This window comes from Streptomyces sp. NPDC059080, from assembly GCF_042739975.1.
In the GTDB taxonomy this organism is placed as follows: domain Bacteria; phylum Actinomycetota; class Actinomycetes; order Streptomycetales; family Streptomycetaceae; genus Streptomyces; species Streptomyces benahoarensis.
Genome location: NZ_JBHYGX010000023.1, coordinates 16,437 through 36,971 on the forward strand (window position 1 = coordinate 16,437; position 20,535 = coordinate 36,971).

Consider the following 20,535-nt stretch of genomic DNA (forward strand, 5'->3'; position numbering starts at 1 on the left):
GGAGACCGCCGTGGCAGCAGAGCGACCCGCCCGTAAGAAACAGACGCTGCACCGCGCCGAGGTCCGGCGCACCGAACAGCTCACCCCGCACATGGTGCGGGTGGTCCTCGGCGGCGAGGGCATCGCGACCTTCACCGCAGGCACCTACAGCGATCACTACATCAAGCTGGTGTTCCCGCTGCCCGGCGTCGACTACCCCGAGCCGTTCGACATCGCGCAGATCCGCGCAGAGCTGCCGCGCGACCGGTGGCCGCGGACGCGGACGTACACGGTGCGCGCCTGGGACCCGGAGCCGTGCGAGCTGACCGTCGACTTCGTGATCCACGGCGACGAGGGCATCGCGGGCCCGTGGGCGGCCGCGGCGAAGCCGGGCGACGAGGTCCTCTTCCTCGGCACCGGCGGCGCGTACGCCCCCGAGACCACGGCGGACTGGCATCTGCTCGCCGGGGACGAGAGCGCGCTCCCGGCCATCGCGGCGTCGCTGGCCCGGATGCCGGAGGGCGTTCCGGTGCACGCCTTCATCGAGGTGGCCGGGCCCGAGGAGGAGCAGGAGCTGACGGTACCGGCGGGCGCCGAGATCACCTGGCTGCACCGCGGCGACGCACCGGTGGGCCGCCGCCTCGTCGCCGCCGTCCGCGCACTGGACTTCCCCGCCGGGCGGATCCAGGCGTTCGTTCACGGCGAGGCGGGCTTCGTCAAGGAGCTGCGCCGCGTCCTCCGCGTCGAGCGGGACATCCCGCGCGAGGCCCTGTCGATCTCGGGTTATTGGCGCAACGGCCACGACGAGGACGGCTGGCAGGCGTCCAAGCGCGACTGGAATCAGCAGGTCGAGGCGGAGCAGGAGCCCGCGGCGGCGGCCTGAGCAGCGGAAACGACAGAGCGATGCGCGGCGCCGTCCGGCGTGGGTGATCCCGCACCGGGCGGCGCCACGGCGTTCACGGGGGTCCGTCGGCCGCGGGTCGGCGCCGCCGCGTTCACGCGGGCCCGTCGCATGACGCGGCGCCCGCCCCCTTTCCGGAGACGGGCGCCGCATCAGAAGCGCCGCACGGGGCCATCAGCCCGGGCCTCGGCCCTCACCCCACCGACGAGTACGCCACGACCCCACGCAACACCCCGTCCATGGCCTTGCGTGCCGTGCGGGCGACGGTGCCGCCGTGCGGGGCGGCGACCGCGATCTGGCCGAGGACGTCGATCAGCTGCTTGCACCAGCGGACGAAGTCGCCGGCCGGCATCTCCGCCTCCGACAGCACCTCTTCGAGGCCGAACCCGGACGCCCAGCGGTAGGCCGCCCACGCGAAGCCGAGATCGGGCTCCCGCTGGCCGACGCCCTCCGCCTGGTTGATCTTGTGGTCCTCCTCCAGGGCGTCCAGCCGGCCCCAGATCCGCACCATCTCCGCGAGCGCGTCCCGTGCCTGACCGGACGGCAACTTCGGCGCCACCGCGTCATCCGCCTGCCGCGCCTCGAAGACCAGCGCCGACGCGCAGGCCGCCAGCTCCGCGGGGCCGAGCCCCTCCCAGACGCCCTCGCGCAGACACTCGCTGGCCAGCAGGTCCAACTCGCCGTAGAGCCGGGCCAGTCGGCGCCCCTCGTCCGTGACGGTGTCGGCCTCCAGGTAGTCCAGCTCGGTCAGCAGCGCGCAGATCCGGTCGAAGGTGCGGGCGATGGTGTTCGTCCGCCCCTCGATCCGGCGCTCCAGCTGCCGGGTGTCCCGCAGCAGCCGGTGGTACCGCTCCGCCCACCGGGCGTGGTCCTCGCGCTCGTCGCAACCGTGGCAGGGATGCGCCCGGATCTCCTTGCGCAGCCGCGCGATCTCACGGTCGTCGGCCGCCTCCGCACGTGGCTTGCGGTGCCGGGACGGGACGTAATGCCCCGCCTTGGTACGCAGCGAGGACGCCAGATCGCGGCGGGACTGCGGGCTGCGGGCGTTGAACGACTTCGGGATCCGCATCCGGTCCAGCGCCTCGACCGGCACCGGGAAGTCGATCGCCGCCAGCCGCTTGACCTGCCGCTCGGCCGTCAGCACCAGCGGCCGCGGACCGTCCTGTCCCTCGAAACCCCGCTGCCGGTCGGTGCGGCCCGAGGACATCCCCGGATCCAGCACCAGCGCGAGCCCCGCGTACTTCCCGGCCGGGACATGGATGATGTCGCCCGGCCGCAGCTTCTCCAGCGCCGCGGCCGCCGCCACCCGGCGATGGGCCGCGCCCTGCTTGGCCAGCTCCGTCTCCCGGTCCTTCAACTGCCGCCGCAGCTGGGAGTACTCCTCGAAATCGCCGAGATGACAGGTCATCGAGGCGCGGTAACCCTCCAGCCCCTCCTCGTTCTTGTGCACCTGACGGGAGATCCCGACGACCGACCTGTCGGCCTGGAACTGCGCGAACGACATCTCCAGCAGCTCCCGCGAACGGTGCCGCCCGAACTGCGAGACGAGATTGACCGCCATGTTGTACGACGGCTTGAACGACGAGCGCAGCGGATACGTCCGCGTCCCGGCGAGACCGGCCAGCGCGCCCGGGTTCATCCCGCGCTGCCACAGCACCACCGCATGGCCCTCGACGTCGATGCCACGGCGCCCGGCCCGCCCGGTGAGCTGCGTGAACTCGCCCGGGGTGATGTCGGCGTGCTGCTCGCCGTTCCACTTGACCAGCTTCTCCAGCACCACGGAGCGGGCCGGCATGTTGATGCCCAGCGCCAGCGTCTCGGTCGCGAAGACGGCCTTGACCAGCCCCTTCACGAACAGCTCCTCGACGACCTCCTTGAACGTCGGCAGCATCCCGGCGTGGTGGGCGGCGATACCGCGCTCCAGGCCCTCCAGCCACTCGAAGTACCCCAGCACATGGAGATCGTCGTCGGGGATACCCGCCGTCCGCGCCTCGACTATGCGCCGGACCTTCTCCCGGCCCTCCTGGTCGTTGAGGCGCAGCCCCGCGTGCAGGCACTGCTGGACGGCCGCCTCGCAGCCCGCACGGCTGAAGATGAAGGTGATCGCGGGCAGCAGGCCCTCGTTGTCCAGCCGGTCGATCACCTCGGGGCGGCTCGGCGTCCAGATGCGGCTGCGCTGGCGCCGCTCGCGCTCGCGGTCCGCCTCGCGCAGATTCCGGCCGCGGCGCTTGTCCCCGCCGAAAGTCGGGCGGCTGTTCTCCAGCCGGGCCAGCCGCTCCAGGTCCGGGTTGACCTCACGGCGGGCGCCGCCGCGGCCCTCCCGCTCCTCGAACAGGTCGTACATCCGGCGGCCCGCGAGTACGTGCTGCCACAGCGGCACCGGGCGGTGCTCGGAGACGATCACCTCGGTGTCGCCGCGGACGGTGTCCAGCCAGTCGCCGAACTCCTCGGCGTTGGAGACCGTCGCCGACAGCGACACCAGTGTCACCGACTCGGGGAGATGGATGATCACCTCTTCCCATACGGCGCCCCGGAAGCGGTCGGAGAGGTAGTGCACCTCATCCATCACGACATAGCTGAGTCCTATCAGCGTCTGTGAGCCCGCGTAGAGCATGTTGCGCAGCACCTCGGTGGTCATCACGATCACCGGTGCCTCGGCGTTGACGCTGTTGTCGCCGGTCAGCAGGCCGACCTTCTCGGGGCCGTACCGGCGCACCAGGTCCTGGTACTTCTGGTTGGACAGCGCCTTGATGGGCGTGGTGTAGAAGCATTTGCGGCCCTGGGTGAGGGCCAGGTGGACGGCGAATTCGCCGACGATCGTCTTGCCGGAGCCCGTCGGAGCCGCGACCAGCACGCCCTTGCCGTCCTCCAGGGCACGGCAGGCGTCGAGCTGGAACGGGTCCAGGGGGAAGTCGTACATCTCACGGAAAGGGGCGAGTGCGGTGGCCTGCTCGGCCGCACGGAGCTTGGCGGCGGCATAGCGCTCAGCAGGAGACATGTCCTCGGTCATCGTGCTCACGAGCCTACCGGCCGCCTCTGACACCCGACCCGGCTTTATCCGGCACCGCTTCCTCCGCAACGCCGCCGCGCCGTCCCCGCTCCCGTACGGCGGGGCGACGACCACCGGATACGACGGAGGCGGGGAGCCACCGGCCCCCCGCCTCCTCCCGGCGCCCGCGGAATCGCACCCCGCGTCACCCCGGCACGTGTCAGGTCACATCGTCCAGCTCACCGCGGTGGCTCCGGTCGTCGCCCGGTCCGCTCGCCTGCTCGGGCAGCTCCGCCGGGGCGCCCACCGGCTTCATCGCGCCGATCGGCTCCGGCGTCAGATCCAGCTCGGACGCCTCGTCGTCGGACGGCCCCGCGTCCTCCCGGCGCCGCCGCCGCGCGTCCCGGGAGAGCGCGATCAGTACGGCGCCGAAGTACAGCACACAGATCGGCGCGGCCAGCAGCAGCATGGTGACCGGGTCGGTGCTGGGCGTCGCTATGGCGGAGAAGACCGTGATCCCCATGACCATGCCGCGCCACCAGCCGAGCATCCGCTGGCCCGTGAGGATGCCGGCGAAGTTCAGCATGACCAGCAGCAACGGCAGCTCGAAGGAGAGGCCGAACACGACCACCATGCGGGTGATCAGGTCGAGGAGCTTGTCCAGCGTCAGCAGGTTGTCCACGCCCGGCGGGGTGAAGTCGATCAGCACCCGCGCGGTGGTCGGCAGCACCTTGTACGCGAAGTAGGCACCGGCGACGAAGAGCGGGAAGCCCACGCCGACGAAGCTCAGCGCGTATTTCTTCTCCCTGCTGTGCAACCCGGGCGCGAGGAAGGCCCACAGCTGGTACAGCCAGACCGGCGCGGCGAGGATGACGCCCGAGACCAGCGAGACCTTCAGCGCGAGGGTGAAGGGACCGAGCAGGTCCATCATCACGATGTTCGCGCAGCGGCCCGTGTGCTGCTTGGCCAGCTCGGTGAAGAGGGAGTCGCAGCCGACCGTCTGGAGGATCGGTTTGGTGAAGAAGTTGATGATCGACTCGTAGAAGAACGCAGCGACGATCATCATGATGATGATCGCCAGCACGCCCTTGGCCAAGCGGTTACGCAGCTCCCGCAGGTGCTCCACGAGCGGCATACGCCCCTCGGGATCCTTCTCCCGCTTCTGCTTTTTGGGGACGGACTTGCGCACCCCTCGTCCTCATCTCATCCGGTGGGGGCGGCAGGATCCGCCACCCGGTCAGGGCCCTCGGTCAGCGCTACGCGGTGCGGTCGGTCTCGGTGACCGGACGCGCGCTGTTCACATCACCGGGTGCGGCCTTGATCGTCCGGGGCGCGGCCTGGGTGCCGTCCTGCGGCGGGTCGGCGGGAGCGGCATCCTTCTGCGTGCTCTCCGACTTCATCGCCTTCGCCTCGCTCTTGAGGATGCGGGCGGACTTGCCGAGCGAGCGGGCCATGTCAGGTAGCTTCTTGGCGCCGAACAGCAGAATCACGATGCCGAGAATCAGGATGAGCTCGGGCCAACCGATCTTTCCAAACATAAGCGAATACCTTCTCACCGAGGCGGCTGAGGATGGGAGTACCTGACTTGGCCGGACATCCGTCCGTCCGCCGTGCTGGAGCGATCGTAACGCTCACCGGTGAACGCCGGGCAACCCCCGTGCGCACTCCCGGACACGGGCGCGCCACGCCCGTCGGCCCCGCGCCCCAGCGTACCGCCCTTACGCGCGGCGCCGACGTCCCGTCAACCCCTGTTCTCCCCGGACCGCGCCTCCCCGGCGGCGGCCCCTCCGGCCCGGGCCGCCAGCGGCGTGGCCGCCCGCTCCAGGTCCCGGGCCGCCCGCTGGATCCGCTCCGACGCCGCCCCCACCTGCCCGGCCAGCCGCCGTACCTCGACGAAGACGCGGAGAGCGAGCACCCCGAGCACGGCGATGCCGAGGAAGCCGAGGACGACAGCGATCATGGGCCAGAGCATGGGACGAGCCTAACGGTGACACGGAACGGTACGGTCCGCGGGCGGCACGGTCAGCCGGTGTGCAGCCGCAGGGTGCGCACCCCGCCGCCGGTGAGCAGTTCGACGATGCGCTCGCCGGCCGGGCGGCGCACCGCGCGCCCGCAGTCGGGGCAGGTGAAGGAGTAGAACGTGGTGCGCCGGCTGCCCCCTATGGCCAGCCGGAAGGCGTCCGACGCCAGCTCGAACCGGCCCCGGCAGTCGGGGCACGCCGCCTTGAAGAGCACCGGTGCGGGCACGTCCGCCAGGGTGCCGGTCGCCGTCGTCGTCATCCTTCGCTGCCTCTCCTCACGGTGACAGGGGCGCACTCACTCGCCGTACGCGGCGAGCGCCTCGGTGGCGGCCCGCCGCGCGCTGTCGGCCAGCTCCTGCGGCGCGGTGATCCGCCCGTCGCGGCCCAGCCGCAGCGCCAGGCGCCGCAGCGATGCAGGATCGGGGGTGCGCAGGGTGATGCGCAGCCCGCCGTCGGGCAGCTCATCGGCACTGTCGTGCGGGTAGTACTCCGCGACCCAGCGGCCCCCGGGCCCGACCTCGATGCGCACCTCGGGGTCCTCGGCCGCGGGCTGGACCAGCCCCTCGGAGAGGTCGCGCAGTTCGACGGGCGGCGGGTCGGCGGGCGCGTCCAGCAGCCTGATCTCCGCGACCCGGTCGAGGCGGAAGGTCCGCCGGGCCTCGGAGAGGCGGCACCACGCCTCCATGTAGGTGTGGCCGACGGCGAAGAGGCGGATCGGGTCCACCTCACGTTCGGTCAGCTCGTCGCGGGCCGGGGAGTAGTAGCGCAGCCACAGGCGGCGGCGCTCGGCGATGGCCCGGTCCACATCGGCGAAGACGCCGCCCTCGGACTCGAAGGTCACCGACACCCGGGAGCTGGCCCCGGCCGCCTCGCCCGCCGCGGCCTCCAGCTTCGCGGTGGCCCGCAGCAGCGCCTGCCGGTCGCCCTCGCGCAACCCCGGCAGGGTCGCCACGGCGCGCGCCGCGACCAGCAGCGCGGTGGCCTCGTCGGCGGCGAGCCGCAGCGGGGCGGCGACGTCGTCCGGGTTGTGCCACCAGATGCGGTCGCCGTCGGTGTCGATGTCGAGGAGGTCGCCGCCGCGGAAGCTCGTCCCGCACATGGGCAGGACGTCGAGGTCGCCGATCAGCTCGTCCTCGGTGATGCCGAAGGCGCGGGCCACATCGCTGACGCGGGCGCCGGGGCGTTCGCGCAGATACGTCACCAGGGACAGCATCCGGCGGGTCTGGTCGATCGCGTTGGTCGCCATCGGTGTGCGTCTCCTCAGCCCTTGGCCACGGCGCGCAGCCGCTCGATGACATCGGCCCGCAGTTCGGCCGGTTCCAGCACCACCACATCGGGCCCGAACTCCACGAGCCAGGCGTCGAGCCCGCGTCCGTTCGGGATCTCCAACTCGTCCCAGCCGTCGCCCAGCTCACGGATGGTCAGCGCGCGGGCACGCAGCGGGTAGCCGTGCCCGGTGCGCAGCCGGATCCGGGCGGTACCGGTCGCGGCCTCCCCCGCCCAGACCTCGACGGTCTCGCGGACGGTGACGTGGTCGGGCACCGGCGCGGTGAACGCACCCTGCCGGGAGCGGACCTTGCCGGTGATCCGGGAGAGCCGGAAGACGCGTTCGGCGCTGCGGTCGCGATCCCATCCGGCGAGGTACCAGTGGCCGCGCCAGCACTCCAGGATCCACGGCTCGACCTGGCGGCGCTCGGGGCGCGCGGCGTTGGACTTGCGGTAGTCGAAGACGACCGGGCGGCGGTCGCGGCAGGCCAGCATCAGCGGTTCGAAGGCGGCCTCGTGGGCAGGGATGCGCGGCTCCAGCGCGCTGTGCGGGGCGTCGACGTCGTCGTCACCGGAGGCCAGCGGCATCCCGGCGGCGCGCAGCTTCTGCAGGGCGCCGCTGGCCGCACCGGCCAGCCGGGCCTGCTGCCAGATCTTGGCGGCGAGCCCGAGGGCCGCGGCCTCCTCGGCGTCCAGGGTGATGGGCGGGAGGCGGTTGCTGTCGCGGCGGGCGAGGTAGCCGATGTCGCCCTCCAGGCCCTCGACGGTCTCGATCACCAGGCCCAGCTCGCGCAGGTCGTCCTTGTCCCGCTCGAACATGCGGTTGAACGACTCGTCGTGGCCGCCGTCGTCGCCCTTGCCGAACGACTCGACGTACGCCTCGATCGACGACCGCAGTTCGCGCTTGGTCAGCGGGCGACGGGTACCCAGCAGGCACAGCGCCAGGTTCATCAGCCGCTCGGCCTTGGCAATCGCCATCGGCGCCCTTTCTCGTGGAACTCCCGATCCGTGACCGTACCGCCACGGGCGCCCGGGGCAAAAGCCGAGGGCCCGTGCGCTACGGCACGGGCCCTGGCAGGGTGCGGCGTGGTCTCAGACGGAGACCAGGTCGCAGACGAAGATCAGCGTCTCGCCCGGGGCGATGCGGCCGCCGCCGGCGCCGCGCTCGCCGTACGCAAGGTGCGCGGGGATGGTCAGCCGACGGCGACCGCCGACCTTCATGCCCTGCACGCCCTGGTCCCAGCCGGCGATGACCTGGCCGGCACCGAGCTGGAACTGCAGCGGGGTGCCGCGGTTCCAGCTGGCGTCGAACTCCTCACCGGTGCTGAAGGAGACACCGACGTAGTGGACCTTGACGTTGTCCCCGGCCTTGGCGACCGGCCCGTCGCCCTCCCACAGGTCCACGATCTCCAGGTCGGTGGGAGCCGGGCCCTCGGGGAAGTCGATCTCGGGCTTGTCGATGCTCACGGATGTGCTCCTACGTACGTTTCCTTGCAATGGCCGCGTCAGTCTCGCAGACCGTGATCAGAACGCGTCGACGATGTCGACGGAGAAGACCAGGGTGTTCTTGGCGAGCTCGGACTGCGGTTGGGAACCGTAGCCCAGCTTCGGCGGAATCACGATTTCGACGCGGTCGCCGACGTGCTTGCCGACCAGCGCGTCGTCCCAGCCCTTGACGACCGCCCCGGTGCCGATCTGGAAGGTCGTGGCGCCGCCGTGGTCCCAGGAGGAGTCGAACTTCTTGCCGTCCTCCCACTTCACGCCGGTGTACTGCGCGACCAGCGCGTCGCCCTTCTTGACCTCCTTGCCCTTGCCCTTGATCAGCACCTGCTGCTTCAGCTCGGCGGGGGCCTTCTTCCCCTTGGGCACGGTGATCATGGCGGCCTTCTCCCCCTCGGCCTTCACCTCGGGCATCCCGTCCTCGGGCGCGGCCTGCGCGCCCTCGGCCTTGGCCTTCTTGTCGACCTTCTTGGCCCCGGCGATGTCGACGACGTACACCATGCCGTCGTCGGGCTTGAGCTGGGACTCCGGCGGCACCTCACCGACGAACGTCTTGACGGTGCCCTCGACCTGGACGCGACTGCCCGCCTTCTGGCCCTTGAGCGCCTCCAGCACCTTGACCGGGACCGGCAGCTGCTGCTGCATCTGCGGCAGCTGGTCGTTCATCTCGACGACGATCTGGTGCCGCGCGTCACCCTTGGCGACCTTGCCGCCCTTGGCGTCCTTCCCGGAGCCGGGCGGGATCTCCCAGCTGCTGCCGAGGCTCTGCCCCTTCACCATCCTGCCTTCGTAGTCGACGCGCACGGTGGTGCCGTCGCCGACCTTCTCGCCCGTGCCCTGCACCAGGGTCTTGGTGACGAGGCCGGGCGCGACCTTGGCGTCCTTGGAGACCTTGATCGCGGGTTCGTCGCCCACCTTGCCCTGGACATCGGCGACCGTCTTGCCCGCGTCCTTGTCGTCGGACCCGCAGGCGGCGGTGAACAGCAGAAGGGGCACGGTCAGCGCGGCGGCGGCAGCGCGACGGGTGTTTTTCGTGAGGTTCATCAGTCCCACTCGGGATCGGGGGGTGGTGGCCAGTGCCCGCCACTCTACGACCTGAGGTCCGGCGCGGTTCCCGATCGAACACGGCAAAGTGCCGAGAGCCACACCGGCTCCCGGCACTTTGCCACCGGACGGAATCACATGCCGGCGATCAGCTTCTCCACCCGGTCGTCCACCGAACGGAACGGGTCCTTGCACAGCACCGTCCGCTGCGCCTGGTCGTTCAGCTTGAGATGCACCCAGTCCACCGTGAAGTCGCGGCGCTGTTCCTGGGCGCGGCGGATGAAATCACCGCGCAACCGCGCGCGGGTGGTCTGCGGCGGCACCGATTTGCCTTCGAAGATCTTCAGATCGTCGCAGATCCGCGCCGCCTGCCCCTTCCGCTCCAGGAGGTAGTAGAGCCCCCGGCGGCGGTGGATGTCGTGATACGCGAGGTCTATCTGCGCGACCCTGGGATGCGACATGGTGATGTTGTTCTTGCTGCGGTACCGCTCGATGAGCTGATGTTTCATCACCCAGTCGATCTCGGTGGCGACGCGGTCGAGTTCCTGTTCGCGGATTGCGCCGAGGGTACGGCCCCACAACTCCAGTACGCGTTCGACGGTGCCGGTGCGGATTCCACGGCGGTCACAGAAATCCACCGCCTTTTCGTAATACTCCTGCTGGACCTCCAGTGCCGACGCCTCACGCCCGCTGGCGAGGCGGACCTTGCGCTGACCGGTGATGTCGTGGCTGACCTCGCGGATGGCCCGGATGGGGTTCTCCAGCGTCAGATCCCGCATGACGGTGCCCGCTTCGATCATCCGCAGCACGAGATCGGTGGCGCCGACCTTGAGCAGCATCGTCGTCTCGGACATGTTGGAGTCGCCGACGATGACGTGCAGACGGCGGTAGCGCTCGGCGTCGGCGTGCGGTTCGTCGCGGGTGTTGATGATCGGGCGCGAGCGGGTCGTCGCGGACGAGACGCCCTCCCAGATGTGCTCGGCGCGCTGGCTGACGCAGTAGACGGCGCCGCGCGGGGTCTGCAGCACCTTGCCCGCGCCGCACAGCAGCTGCCGGGTGACGAGGAAGGGAATGAGGATGTCCGCGAGCCGGGAGAACTCCCCGTGGCGGGCGACGAGATAGTTCTCGTGACAGCCGTAGGAGTTGCCCGCCGAATCGGTGTTGTTCTTGAAGAGATAGACGTCGCCCGCGATTCCCTCCTCGTGCAGGCGGCGTTCGGCATCGACGAGAAGACCTTCGAGAATGCGCTCGCCTGCTTTGTCGTGGGTGACGAGTTCCGTCACGTTGTCACACTCGGGGGTTGCGTATTCCGGGTGCGATCCCACGTCGAGGTACAGGCGGGCGCCGTTCCGCAGGAAGACATTGCTGCTGCGGCCCCATGACACGACACGGCGGAAGAGGTACCGCGCCACTTCGTCAGGCGACAGTCGGCGCTGTCCCCTGAACGTGCACGTGACGCCGTACTCGTTCTCCAGCCCGAAAATGCGGCGGTCCATGACTGAACATTACGCCTGACGGCGTGCTCTGAAACCGGGTTCGACAGCCCCGTTGCGATCAATTTCCGCCGGGAGCACGACCTCCTTCGGCCGTACGGGATCCCCGAGGAAGCGCTTCGTCACCACCAGGACCAGCAGCGCGGCGACGCCTCCCACCCCGGCGACGGCGAACCCGGCGGCCGCTCCCCCGCGCTCGACCGCGGGCCCCACCACCGAGGCGCCGGCGGCCGAACCGACGCCGAAGGCCGTCACCAGCCACGAGAACGCCTCCGTGACCGTGCCCTTGGGCGCATGCCGGTCCACCACGATGAACGCGCAGGCCAGCGCGGGTGCCAAAAACACCCCGGCGACCCCCGTCAGCACCGTCATCCCGACCACACCGGGCACGCACACCAGCGGCAGGTACCCCAACGCCAGCAGCGCGACGAGCAGCCGCAGCCGCCCCTCGGGCCGTCCGGGCCATTCGCGCGCGCCGTAGACGACGCCGCCCACCAGTGCCCCGACGCCGAGCGCCGAGAGGAGAGAGCTGGAGACCATGCCGCCGCCGTGCTCGTCGGCGTACGCCACCGCGGCCACCGCAATGGAGCCGAGCGCCAGCCCGACGAAGAAGAACGCGCCGATCAGCACCAGCATCCCGGGCGAGCGCAGCGCGCCCAGCCAGTGCGCCTCCCGCGGCTCGCTGCGCCACTGCCGGGACGGCGGCGACACCACGACGGAGAGCGCGCCGAGCACCCCGATGACGTTGATGACCAGCAGCGCGACCCGCTCCGACCAGGCGGCCACGCACACCGTCACCAGTAGCGGCCCGACCGCGAACATCACCTCCTGCGCCACCGCGTCCAGCGCGTACGCGGCGTGCACCCGGTCCGGCCGCTTGAGCACCGTGGGCCACAACGCCCGCAGCCCGCCCTCCAGCGGCGGCGTGAAGAGACCGGCGATGGCCATGGCCGCGTACGCGAGCGGCAGCTGATGCAGCCCGACGACGGCCAGCAGCGCCATTCCCAGCGCGGAGACCACGGCGGCGGGCAGCATCACCCGCGGCTGCCCGTAGAGGTCGACGGCGCGGCCCAGCAGCGGCTGGCCGATGGCGGTGCAGACGCCGTAGACGGCGGAGAGTGCGCCGGCCAGGACGTAGCTGCCGCCCTGGGCGCGGACGAAGAGCACCACGGCCAGGGCGGCGGTGGCGTTCGGCAGCCGTCCGATCAAGGTGCCGGTCAGCAGCCGCGCCGCATGCCTGGTCCGCAGCAGCTCCGCATATCCCGCGGCCATGCCGCCCCTTTCCCGTCCGGTACCCAGCGCCGGACATGATACGTATAACTTCCGGCGTCATACGTATCATGTCGGCACCCGCGGGTCCAGGCCGCCCGCCCTACCGCCAGGAGGAAACCGCCGGTGAGCAGCAACGACGCGACACAACCGGCGGCGGACGACGCCGTGCGGGCCCCCGGCACCGCCCGCGTCACCAGCCGGGACGTGGCCCGGGCCGCCGGGGTCTCGCAGGCGGCGGTCTCGCTCGTCCTGGGCGACAAATGGCGCGGCCGGGTCTCGGCCGCCAAGGCCGATTCGGTGCGCGCCGCCGCCCGCGACCTCGGCTACCGTCCCAACCTCGCCGCCCGCAGCCTGCGCACCGGCCGCACCCGCACCGCACTGCTCGTCGTCCCCGCGCTCACCACCGAGTTCTTCGCGCGGGTGCACACGGGGGCCACCCGCACCGCCGCGGACGCGGGCTTCGGCGTGGTGCTCTACCCGTCGCCCGAGGGCATCGGCCCGGCCCCCGACCCGTTCGGCTCGGCGCGCACCAGCCTCGACGGTGTGATCGCCTCCTCGATGGCCGTGGACGCGCTCGCCGCGCTGCACGGCGCCGGACTCCCCCTGGTCATGCTGGACAACGATCCGGCCGACGACCGCGCCGCCGCGACCGTCAACCTCGACATCGCCGGCGGCGCCCGCCAAGTGGCCGCACACCTCCTCGCCTTCGGCCACCGCCACATCGGCCATCTCGCCGCCGACGTCGACTCCTGGACCTTCGCGGTACGCGGCCGCGCCCTGGCCGACGCGTTCGCCGCGGCGCCGGGCACCGCGCTGCGCCGGGTGCCGACCGCCCTCTCCGTCGCGGCGGGCCTGGCCGCCGCGCACACCGCGCTGACCCGCCCCGGCCCCCGGCCGACCGCGCTGGTCTGCGACGACGACATCGTGGCCGCCGGAGCCTGCAAGGCGGTACGGCGGCTGGGCCTGCGGGTGCCCGAGGACATCTCGGTCACGGGCTTCGACGACCTGGCGCTGGCGGTGGCCGTCGAACCGGAGCTGACGACCGTACGGCTGCCCGCCGAGGAGTTCGGCGCCGCCGGAATGCGGGCCCTGCTGGACGCCCTCGACGGCCACCGTCCCACCGCCCGCACCCTGCCGGTCGACCTCGTCACCCGCGGCTCCACAGGACCGGCTCCGGCGTAGGGCTCCTACGGACGGAGTGGGCCGGGGCGGTTCGCGCGGCGTGACGGTACGGGAGCGCCGGGCGGACCCGCGACGTGACACGGACACCGACGCACCAGGCCGGCACATGACGTCCGCGCCGGGCGGGCACACGGCGGGGCCTCGGCACGAACGCGCCGCGCCCCGGCGGGGTGTTCCCACCGGGGCGCGACCGACCGGGCCGGGCCCGGATGCCGTGACGTGCGGTCAGGCGTCGCCCTTCGGCTTCTGTTCCTTCTTCGTACCGTCGGACGCGTCCTTCGCGGCGTCCGGCGCCGCGGAATCCGCTGTGCCGTCCGCTGTGCCGTCCGCGTCCGCCGCGGGCTCGTCCGCACCGGCGGACTCGTCCAGCAGCCGGGAGAGCTGACGGCCGAGGATCCGCTTGAACTTGCGCTGCTGGGGCCGCGTGCGGTCGAGCGTCGCGACCTCCAGCTGCTCGGCGGTGAGTCTGCGCTCCCCGCCGTTGTTGTCCCGCGACAGCGAGTCCACGGCCAGCTTCAGCGCCTCGCCCAGCGTCATGCCGTCGCGGTGGTGCTGATCGAGGTAGCTGCTGATCTGGTCGGCGTTGCCGCCCACCGCGACCGAACCGTGCTCGTCGACGATCGAGCCGTCGTGCGGGAGCCGGTAGATCTGGTCGTCCTCGGGGGCTTCCCCGACCTCGGCGACGATCAGCTCGACCTCGTACGGCTTCTCGGCGGCGCTGGAGAAGATCGTGCCCAGCGTCTGGGCGTAGACGTTCGCGAGGCCGCGCGCGGTCACGTCCTCGCGGTCGTAGGTGTAGCCGCGCAGGTCGGCGTAGCGCACCCCGCCGATCCGCAGGTTCTCGAACTCGTTGTACTTGCCGACCGCCGCGAACGCGATGCGGTCATAGATCTCGCTGACCTTGTGCAGGGCCCGGGAGGGATTCTCGGCGACGAAGACCACGCCGTCGGTGTACTGCAGCACCACGACGCTGCGGCCGCGGGCGATGCCCTTGCGGGCGTACTCGGCGCGGTCGGCCATGGCCTGCTGGGGTGAGACATAAAACGGCGTCGACACCGGTTATCCGTCCCTTTCTGTCAATGGCTCTCTCACTGGCACGCGCATCCGCCGGCCGTCCTTCCCTCAGAGCAGCGCGGCACGGGGGCCGTCGGGCTCTTCGAGGCGGCGCTCGTAGACGGCGCGGGCGATCTCCGCGACCTCGGCGTCGGCGAACCTCTTGAAGCCCTCGTCGGTGATCACCGTGACGATCGGGTAGATCCGCCGGCCCATGTCGGGCCCGCCGGTCGCCGAGTCGTCGTCCGCCGCGTCGTAGAGCGCCTGGACGACGGCGGTGGCGGCCTGATGCTCCGTGAAGTCGTCGCGGTACAGCTTCTTGAGGGCACTGCGGGCGAAGACGGAGCCGGAGCCCGTGGACGCGTAGCCGTGCTCCTCGGAGCGTCCGCCGGTCACGTCGTAGGAGAAGATGCGGCCCTTGGCGCGATCGACGTCCCATCCGGCGAAGAGCGGCACCACGGCGAGGCCCTGCATGGCCATGCCGAGGTTGCCCCGGATCATCGTGGAGAGGCGGTTCGCCTTGCCCTCCAGGGAGAGCTGCGCGCCCTCCACCTTCTCGAAGTGCTCCAGCTCCAGCTGGAACAGCTTGACCATCTCGACGGCCAGCCCGGCCGTACCGGCGATGCCGACCGCGGAGTACTCGTCGGCCGGGAAGACCTTCTCGATATCGCGCTGGGCGATGACGTTGCCCATCGTCGCCCGCCGGTCACCGGCGAGCACCACACCGCCCGGGAACGACGCGGCGACGATGGTCGTGCCGTGCGGCGCCTCGATGAGGCCCTGGACCTGCGGCAGCGGGCGGCTGCCCGGCAGCAGATCAGGGGCGTGCTCCCCGAGGAAGTCCATGAACGACGAGGATCCAGGCGTCAGGAAGGCAGCTGGTAGACGCCCGGTGCTACGGGTGTTGGCTTCCACACGTTTCCTTCCGGATACTCGGCCGACCGCCTCGGGGCGACGGGCCGCTGCTTGACTGTCCCAGGCTGCGGTGCAGCTGAAGCACTGTACGACCGGGACCCTACCCGTCCCGCGGGCGTGATCCACATGGGTGGTGGAACCGGGCTCCCTACCGCACGGTCTGCGCGCCCGCGGAAGGCTGACGGGCCGCCACGCCCGCCACGGCGCTCCACCGGTCGGGGCCGGGGCGGCCGTACGCGGCCGGTGGTGCCGCGCGGAACACCACCGGCGCCGTGCCCGGATCCGCGCCGCGGTTACTCCCCGCCCTTCTGGACGAAGCTCCGCACGAAGTCCTCGGCATTCTCCTCGAGGACGTCGTCGATTTCGTCCAGCACCGAATCGACGTCGTCCGACAGCTTCTCCTGGCGTTCCTTGAGGTCGTCGGAAGCCTCCGCGTTCTGCGTCTGCTCCTCGACCTCTTCGGTGGAACGCGTGGCCTTCTGCTGACCGCCGCCGCTGTCCTTGGTCGCCATTACCCTCACCCCGCTCGGTTCGGCCCCGCTCGATGTGACTTTCAAGATCCGACCCTACAAGGCCCCTCTGACATCGGCCCTGCACTTGATGCAACGTCCGGGGGACACCCCGATCATTCCCGCCGCGCGGCCTTTTCAGCCGCGATTCGGTGGTGAATCCGTGGCGGTTCAGCGGCCGGAAAGCGCCCTCACCAGGTCCTCCGCCGTGCGGCAGCGGTCCAGCAGGTCCTTGACGTGTTCCCGGGTGCCGCGCAGCGGCTCCAGCGTCGGCACCCGCTGCAGGGAGTCCCGCCCCGGCAGGTCGAAGATCACCGAGTCCCAGGAGGCGGCCGCGACATCGTCGGCGTACTGCTCCAGGCAGCGGCCGCGGAAGTACGCCCGGGTGTCCTCGGGCGGCTCCAGCCCGGCCCGTACAACCTCCGCTTCGTCCAGCAGCCGCGTGATCTTCCCGCGGGCGGCGAGGCGGTTGTAGAGCCCCTTCTCGCGGCGCACGTCGGCGTACTGCAGGTCGACGAGGTGGAGTCGGGCGGCGTCCCAGCCCAGGCCGTCGCGGCGGCGGTAGCCCTCCATCAGCTCACGCTTGGCGACCCAGTCCAGCTCGCCGGAGAGACTCATCGGGTCGTTCTCCAGCCGCCCCAGGACGTCCTCCCAGCGCCCGAGCACGTCCTTGGTCTGGTCGTCCGCGTCCGCTCCGTAGCGGTCCTCGACATATTTGCGGGCCAGCTCGTAGTACTCCATCTGGAGCTGTACGGCGGTGAGCGTGCGGCCGCTGCGGAGAGTGACCAGATGTTGCAGATCGGGATCGTGCGAGACGCGGTGGAGGGTGCGGACGGGCTGGTCGACGGCGAGATCGACGGCGATGAAGCCGTCCTCGATCATGGACAGGACCAGCGCGGTGGTGCCCAGCTTGAGGTAGGTCGAGATCTCGGAGAGGTTGGCGTCGCCGATGATGACGTGCAGGCGGCGGTATTTCTCCGCGTCCGAATGGGGTTCGTCGCGGGTGTTGATGATCGGACGCTTGAGCGTCGTCTCCAGGCCGACCTCGACCTCGAAGTAGTCGGCGCGCTGGCTGATCTGGAAGCCGTGATCCCGGCCGTCCTGGCCGATGCCGACCCGGCCCGCGCCGGTGACGACCTGCCGCGAGATGAAGAACGGCGTCAGGTGCCGCACGATGTCCGAGAACGGCGTCTCCCGCTTCATCAGGTAGTTCTCGTGCGTGCCGTAGGAGGCGCCCTTGTTGTCGGTGTTGTTCTTGTACAGGTGGATCGGCTGGGCGCCGGGGACCTGCGCGGCCCGCTCCGCCGCCTCGGCCATGATCCGCTCACCGGCCTTGTCCCAGAGCACCGCGTCCCGCGGGTTGGTGACCTCGGGCGAGCTGTACTCCGGGTGGGCGTGGTCGACGTAGAGACGCGCACCGTTGGTGAGGATCACATTGGCAAGGCCGATGTCCTCGTCGGTGAGCTGACTGGAATCGGCGGCCTCACGGGCGAGGTCGAAGCCGCGGGCGTCCCGCAGCGGATTCTCCTCCTCGAAATCCCAGCGGGCACGGCGTGCCCGGTGCATCGCCGCCGCATAGGCATTGACGACCTGGGACGAGGTGAGCATGGCATTGGCATTCGGATGACCGGGGACGGAAATTCCGTACTCCGTCTCGATTCCCATTACTCGCCGTACGGTCATGCGGCCCTCCTTGCCCGGCGGCGCCCCCGGATGGGGTCGGCGCTCAAGTACCGCTGCGCTTCCGATCCGTGTGTGATCCCCGCTTCCGTAGCGTGTGACGCGGCGGTACCCACGAGCCTAGAGCGCCTTTGCGGTACTGGGGAGATCATTACAGTCATTGCTCCAGTCCGGTTTCCCGCTGCACGGCTTTCCGGGAGCCGCTTTCGGCCCCCGGAAAAGCGTCCGGCTGCGGACGCCCCGTGCAGGACATCCGCAGCCGGAGCGCGGTTTACAGGTATTGGCCGGTATTCGCGACCGTGTCGATGGAGCGGCCGGTGTCCGCGCCCTGCTTTCCGGTGACCAGCGTGCGGATGTAGACGATCCGCTCGCCCTTCTTTCCGGAGATACGGGCCCAGTCGTCCGGGTTCGTGGTGTTGGGCAGGTCTTCGTTCTCCTTGAACTCGTCCACACACGCCTGGAGGAGGTGGGAGACCCGCAGACCCTTCTGCTCGTGTTCGAGGAAAGCCTTGATGGCCATCTTCTTCGCACGGCCGACGATGTTCTCGATCATCGCGCCGGAGTTGAAATCCTTGAAGTAGAGGACTTCCTTGTCACCGTTGGCGTAGGTGACCTCCAGGAAGCGGTTCTCCTCGGATTCCGCGTACATCTGCTCGACGACCGACTGGATCATGCCGCTGACCGCGGCCTTCCGGGAGCCGCCGTGCTCGGCGAGGTCGTCGGTGTGCAGCGGCAGACGCTCGGTGAGGTACTTGGAGAAGATGTCCTTGGCCGCCTCGGCGTCCGGGCGCTCGATCTTGATCTTCACGTCGAGCCGCCCCGGGCGGAGGATCGCCGGGTCGATCATGTCCTCGCGGTTCGAGGCGCCGATGACGATGACGTTCTCCAGGCCCTCCACACCGTCGATCTCGGAGAGCAGCTGCGGGACGATGGTGTTCTCCACGTCCGAGCTGACCCCGGAGCCACGGGTGCGGAAGAGGGAGTCCATCTCGTCGAAGAAGACGATGACGGGCGTGCCCTCGCTGGCCTTCTCCCGGGCCCGCTGGAAGACCAGCCGGATGTGCCGTTCCGTTTCGCCGACGTACTTGTTGAGCAGCTCGGGGCCCTTGATGTTGAGGAAGAAGCTCTTCCCCGCGGGCTGCCCGGTCACCTCGGCGACCTTCTTGGCGAGGGAGTTGGCGACCGCCTTGGCGATGAGCGTCTTGCCGCAGCCGGGCGGGCCGTAGAGCAAGACGCCCTTGGGCGGGCGGAGTTCGTGCTCCTTGAAGAGGTCGGGGTAGAGGTACGGAAGCTCGACCGCGTCCCGGATCAGCTCGATCTGGCCGCCCAGACCGCCGATCTTGGTGTAGTCGATGTCCGGGACCTCTTCGAGGACCAGCTCCTCGACCTCGCTCTTGGGAATGACCTCGTAGACGTAACCGGAGCGCGATTCGAGGAGCAGGGCGTCGCCGGGGCGGATGGTCGTGTCCAGCAGCGGCTCGGCGAGTCGCACCACCCGCTCCTCGTCGGTGTGCCCGACCACCAGGGCGCGCTCGCCGTCCTCCAGGATCTCCTTGAGGGTGACGATGTCCCCGGCGCTCTCGAACTCCATGGCCTCGACCACGTTGAGCGCTTCGTTGAGCATGACCTCCTGGCCACGCCGGAGATCTGCCGTCTCCACGCTCGGGCTGACATTCACCCGGAGCTTGCGGCCACCGGTGAAAATATCGACCGTGTCGTCCTCATTGACCTGCAGGAAGACACCGAACCCGGCCGGCGGCTGGGCGAGCCGGTCGACCTCCTCCTTGAGGGCGACGATCTGGTCGCGCGCCTCGCGCAGCGTATTCGCGAGGCGTTCGTTCTGCGCGGAAACGCCGGCCAGATTGGTCTGCAGCTCGACGATCCGCTCTTCGAGAATCCTCGTATGCCGCGGAGAGTCGGCGAGCTTACGTCGCAGGACGGCGATCTCCTGCTCAAGATAGGCAACCTGACCGGCGGGATCCTCGGACCCCCGCCCCGGCCGGATACCGCGGTTGATGTCGTCGTCGTGGGCTGCCACGGTCCTCACCTCCTCCAAGGGGAGCTGGACGCTTCCTGACCCTACCTGGGCGGGTGCGGGTTGAAACCCCTAGATCGAAAAGACGGTCGGGGCGTGTCCGATCTTCACCCTTGCGCACGTCCGCTCACCAAGGGAATACCCACCGAACAACATCGGAAAGCGACCGGTTGTATCGTCGGGACGGTCAACACCCGTCAGGGCTGGCGCCACTTAGACAAAATTGCTTCACGTACGTAGGAAACGGCAGGCGAGATGACCGTGCAGGAAGAAGCCCGTCCAGAGCTTGAAGTCTGGATCGACCAGGACCTGTGCACGGGGGACGGGATCTGTGCGCAGTACGCGCCGGAGGTCTTCGAGCTGGACATCGACGGGCTGGCGTACGTCAAGAGCTCGGACGACGAGCTGCTGCAGGACAAGGGCGCCACGACGCCGGTCCCGCTGCCGCTCCTCGACGACGTACGGGACTCCGCGAAGGAGTGCCCCGGGGACTGCATCCATGTCCGGCGGGTCGCCGATCGGGTGGAGGTCTACGGTCCCGACGCGGAGTAGCCGGGGCGGACCGGGAGTGGGGGGGGGGGGGGGGGCGCCCCCCCCCCCCCCCCCCCGCGCCCGCCGGCCCCCCCCCCGCCCCCCCCCGCGCCCCCCCCGGGGGGCACGGGGAGAGCACGCGCGGGGCGGGGCTGAGGGAAAAAC

The 20,535-nt window shown here is 70.4% G+C and carries 19 protein-coding genes; 3 read left to right on the plus strand and 16 right to left on the minus strand.

Features of this window, described 5'->3' with window-relative positions; translation table 11 throughout:
* Positions 1-10: 10 nt before the first annotated feature.
* The gene (locus ACFWWQ_RS19130) at positions 11-862 is read left to right on the plus strand and encodes a siderophore-interacting protein (RefSeq protein WP_384597593.1); all 852 of its coding nucleotides are present in this window, start codon (positions 11-13) and stop codon (positions 860-862) included.
* Positions 863-1,073: 211 nt separating this feature from the next.
* Here ACFWWQ_RS19130 and ACFWWQ_RS19135 read toward each other — a convergent pair whose 3' ends face one another.
* The 11 genes from ACFWWQ_RS19135 to ACFWWQ_RS19185 form a co-directional block, all read right to left on the minus strand.
* On the minus strand, positions 1,074-3,890 hold the full coding sequence (locus ACFWWQ_RS19135; protein WP_384597703.1) for a DEAD/DEAH box helicase: 2,817 nt from the start codon (positions 3,888-3,890) through the stop codon (positions 1,074-1,076).
* Between the two features lie 199 nt (positions 3,891-4,089).
* A complete protein-coding gene (gene tatC, locus ACFWWQ_RS19140) occupies positions 4,090-5,004 on the minus strand; it encodes a twin-arginine translocase subunit TatC (protein ID WP_384597704.1) in 915 nt (304 codons plus the stop codon).
* 121 nt (positions 5,005-5,125) lie between these two features.
* A complete protein-coding gene (gene tatA / locus ACFWWQ_RS19145; RefSeq protein ID WP_384597595.1) occupies positions 5,126-5,407 on the minus strand; it encodes a Sec-independent protein translocase subunit TatA in 282 nt (93 codons plus the stop codon).
* A 203-nt stretch (positions 5,408-5,610) separates the two neighbouring features.
* Entirely contained in the window at positions 5,611-5,841 is a 231-nt protein-coding gene (locus ACFWWQ_RS19150; protein WP_384597597.1) for a hypothetical protein, read from the minus strand.
* 50 nt (positions 5,842-5,891) lie between these two features.
* Positions 5,892-6,149 carry a hypothetical protein gene (locus ACFWWQ_RS19155; RefSeq protein WP_384597599.1) on the minus strand — a complete coding sequence of 86 codons (258 nt, stop codon included), beginning with the start codon at positions 6,147-6,149 and terminating at the stop codon, positions 5,892-5,894.
* Between the two features lie 36 nt (positions 6,150-6,185).
* Positions 6,186-7,136: a helix-turn-helix transcriptional regulator gene (locus tag ACFWWQ_RS19160; protein WP_384597601.1), complete on the minus strand. Its 951-nt coding sequence runs from the start codon at positions 7,134-7,136 to the stop codon at positions 6,186-6,188.
* A 14-nt stretch (positions 7,137-7,150) separates the two neighbouring features.
* The gene (locus tag ACFWWQ_RS19165) at positions 7,151-8,134 is read right to left on the minus strand and encodes a helix-turn-helix transcriptional regulator (RefSeq protein WP_384597603.1); all 984 of its coding nucleotides are present in this window, start codon (positions 8,132-8,134) and stop codon (positions 7,151-7,153) included.
* A 114-nt stretch (positions 8,135-8,248) separates the two neighbouring features.
* The gene (locus tag ACFWWQ_RS19170; RefSeq protein WP_384597605.1) at positions 8,249-8,623 is read right to left on the minus strand and encodes an FKBP-type peptidyl-prolyl cis-trans isomerase; all 375 of its coding nucleotides are present in this window, start codon (positions 8,621-8,623) and stop codon (positions 8,249-8,251) included.
* Between the two features lie 57 nt (positions 8,624-8,680).
* A complete protein-coding gene (locus ACFWWQ_RS19175) occupies positions 8,681-9,700 on the minus strand; it encodes an FKBP-type peptidyl-prolyl cis-trans isomerase (protein ID WP_384597607.1) in 1,020 nt (339 codons plus the stop codon).
* 134 nt (positions 9,701-9,834) lie between these two features.
* A complete protein-coding gene (gene pafA / locus ACFWWQ_RS19180; RefSeq protein WP_384597609.1) occupies positions 9,835-11,196 on the minus strand; it encodes a Pup--protein ligase in 1,362 nt (453 codons plus the stop codon).
* A 9-nt stretch (positions 11,197-11,205) separates the two neighbouring features.
* A complete protein-coding gene (locus ACFWWQ_RS19185) occupies positions 11,206-12,465 on the minus strand; it encodes an MFS transporter (RefSeq protein ID WP_384597611.1) in 1,260 nt (419 codons plus the stop codon).
* Between the two features lie 123 nt (positions 12,466-12,588).
* Here ACFWWQ_RS19185 and ACFWWQ_RS19190 point away from each other — a divergent pair, with 123 nt between their 5' ends.
* Positions 12,589-13,647 (plus strand): LacI family DNA-binding transcriptional regulator, encoded by a 1,059-nt coding sequence (locus ACFWWQ_RS19190; RefSeq protein ID WP_384597613.1) that lies wholly within the window; start codon positions 12,589-12,591, stop codon positions 13,645-13,647.
* 225 nt (positions 13,648-13,872) lie between these two features.
* On the opposite strand, the gene prcA is transcribed toward ACFWWQ_RS19190, so the two are convergent.
* The 5 genes from prcA to arc all read right to left on the minus strand — a co-directional run bounded on the left by prcA (position 13,873) and on the right by arc (position 19,842).
* Entirely contained in the window at positions 13,873-14,703 is an 831-nt protein-coding gene (prcA, locus tag ACFWWQ_RS19195; protein WP_384597615.1) for a proteasome subunit alpha, read from the minus strand.
* 66 nt (positions 14,704-14,769) lie between these two features.
* Positions 14,770-15,615, minus strand: coding sequence for a proteasome subunit beta (gene prcB, locus ACFWWQ_RS19200; RefSeq protein ID WP_384597617.1), 846 nt, complete (start codon positions 15,613-15,615; stop codon positions 14,770-14,772).
* A 293-nt stretch (positions 15,616-15,908) separates the two neighbouring features.
* Positions 15,909-16,127: a ubiquitin-like protein Pup gene (locus ACFWWQ_RS19205; RefSeq protein ID WP_345093104.1), complete on the minus strand. Its 219-nt coding sequence runs from the start codon at positions 16,125-16,127 to the stop codon at positions 15,909-15,911.
* Between the two features lie 168 nt (positions 16,128-16,295).
* Positions 16,296-17,807, minus strand: coding sequence for a depupylase/deamidase Dop (gene dop, locus ACFWWQ_RS19210; RefSeq protein WP_384597620.1), 1,512 nt, complete (start codon positions 17,805-17,807; stop codon positions 16,296-16,298).
* A gap of 268 nt (positions 17,808-18,075) precedes the next feature.
* A complete protein-coding gene (gene arc / locus ACFWWQ_RS19215) occupies positions 18,076-19,842 on the minus strand; it encodes a proteasome ATPase (RefSeq protein ID WP_384597622.1) in 1,767 nt (588 codons plus the stop codon).
* 252 nt (positions 19,843-20,094) lie between these two features.
* Between arc and ACFWWQ_RS19220 the strand changes: the two genes are divergently transcribed.
* Complete coding sequence (locus ACFWWQ_RS19220) at positions 20,095-20,391, plus strand: ferredoxin (protein ID WP_384597624.1); 297 nt, start codon at positions 20,095-20,097, stop codon at positions 20,389-20,391.
* The last annotated feature ends 144 nt before the right edge of the window (positions 20,392-20,535 follow it).

Excerpts from the sequence above, each read along its gene's own strand:
- ACFWWQ_RS19135 (WP_384597703.1), bottom strand. The coding sequence starts at position 3,890 with ATGACCGAGGACATGTCTCCTGCTGAGCGCTATGCCGCCGCCAAGCTC.
- tatC (WP_384597704.1), bottom strand. The coding sequence starts at position 5,004 with ATGCCGCTCGTGGAGCACCTGCGGGAGCTGCGTAACCGCTTGGCCAAG.
- tatA (WP_384597595.1), bottom strand. The coding sequence starts at position 5,407 with ATGTTTGGAAAGATCGGTTGGCCCGAGCTCATCCTGATTCTCGGCATC.
- ACFWWQ_RS19150 (WP_384597597.1), bottom strand. The coding sequence starts at position 5,841 with ATGCTCTGGCCCATGATCGCTGTCGTCCTCGGCTTCCTCGGCATCGCC.
- ACFWWQ_RS19155 (WP_384597599.1), bottom strand. The coding sequence starts at position 6,149 with ATGACGACGACGGCGACCGGCACCCTGGCGGACGTGCCCGCACCGGTG.
- ACFWWQ_RS19160 (WP_384597601.1), bottom strand. The coding sequence starts at position 7,136 with ATGGCGACCAACGCGATCGACCAGACCCGCCGGATGCTGTCCCTGGTG.
- ACFWWQ_RS19165 (WP_384597603.1), bottom strand. The coding sequence starts at position 8,134 with ATGGCGATTGCCAAGGCCGAGCGGCTGATGAACCTGGCGCTGTGCCTG.
- ACFWWQ_RS19175 (WP_384597607.1), bottom strand. The coding sequence starts at position 9,700 with ATGAACCTCACGAAAAACACCCGTCGCGCTGCCGCCGCCGCGCTGACC.
- pafA (WP_384597609.1), bottom strand. The coding sequence starts at position 11,196 with ATGGACCGCCGCATTTTCGGGCTGGAGAACGAGTACGGCGTCACGTGC.
- ACFWWQ_RS19185 (WP_384597611.1), bottom strand. The coding sequence starts at position 12,465 with ATGGCCGCGGGATATGCGGAGCTGCTGCGGACCAGGCATGCGGCGCGG.
- ACFWWQ_RS19205 (WP_345093104.1), bottom strand. The coding sequence starts at position 16,127 with ATGGCGACCAAGGACAGCGGCGGCGGTCAGCAGAAGGCCACGCGTTCC.
- dop (WP_384597620.1), bottom strand. The coding sequence starts at position 17,807 with ATGACCGTACGGCGAGTAATGGGAATCGAGACGGAGTACGGAATTTCC.
- ACFWWQ_RS19220 (WP_384597624.1), top strand. The coding sequence starts at position 20,095 with ATGACCGTGCAGGAAGAAGCCCGTCCAGAGCTTGAAGTCTGGATCGAC.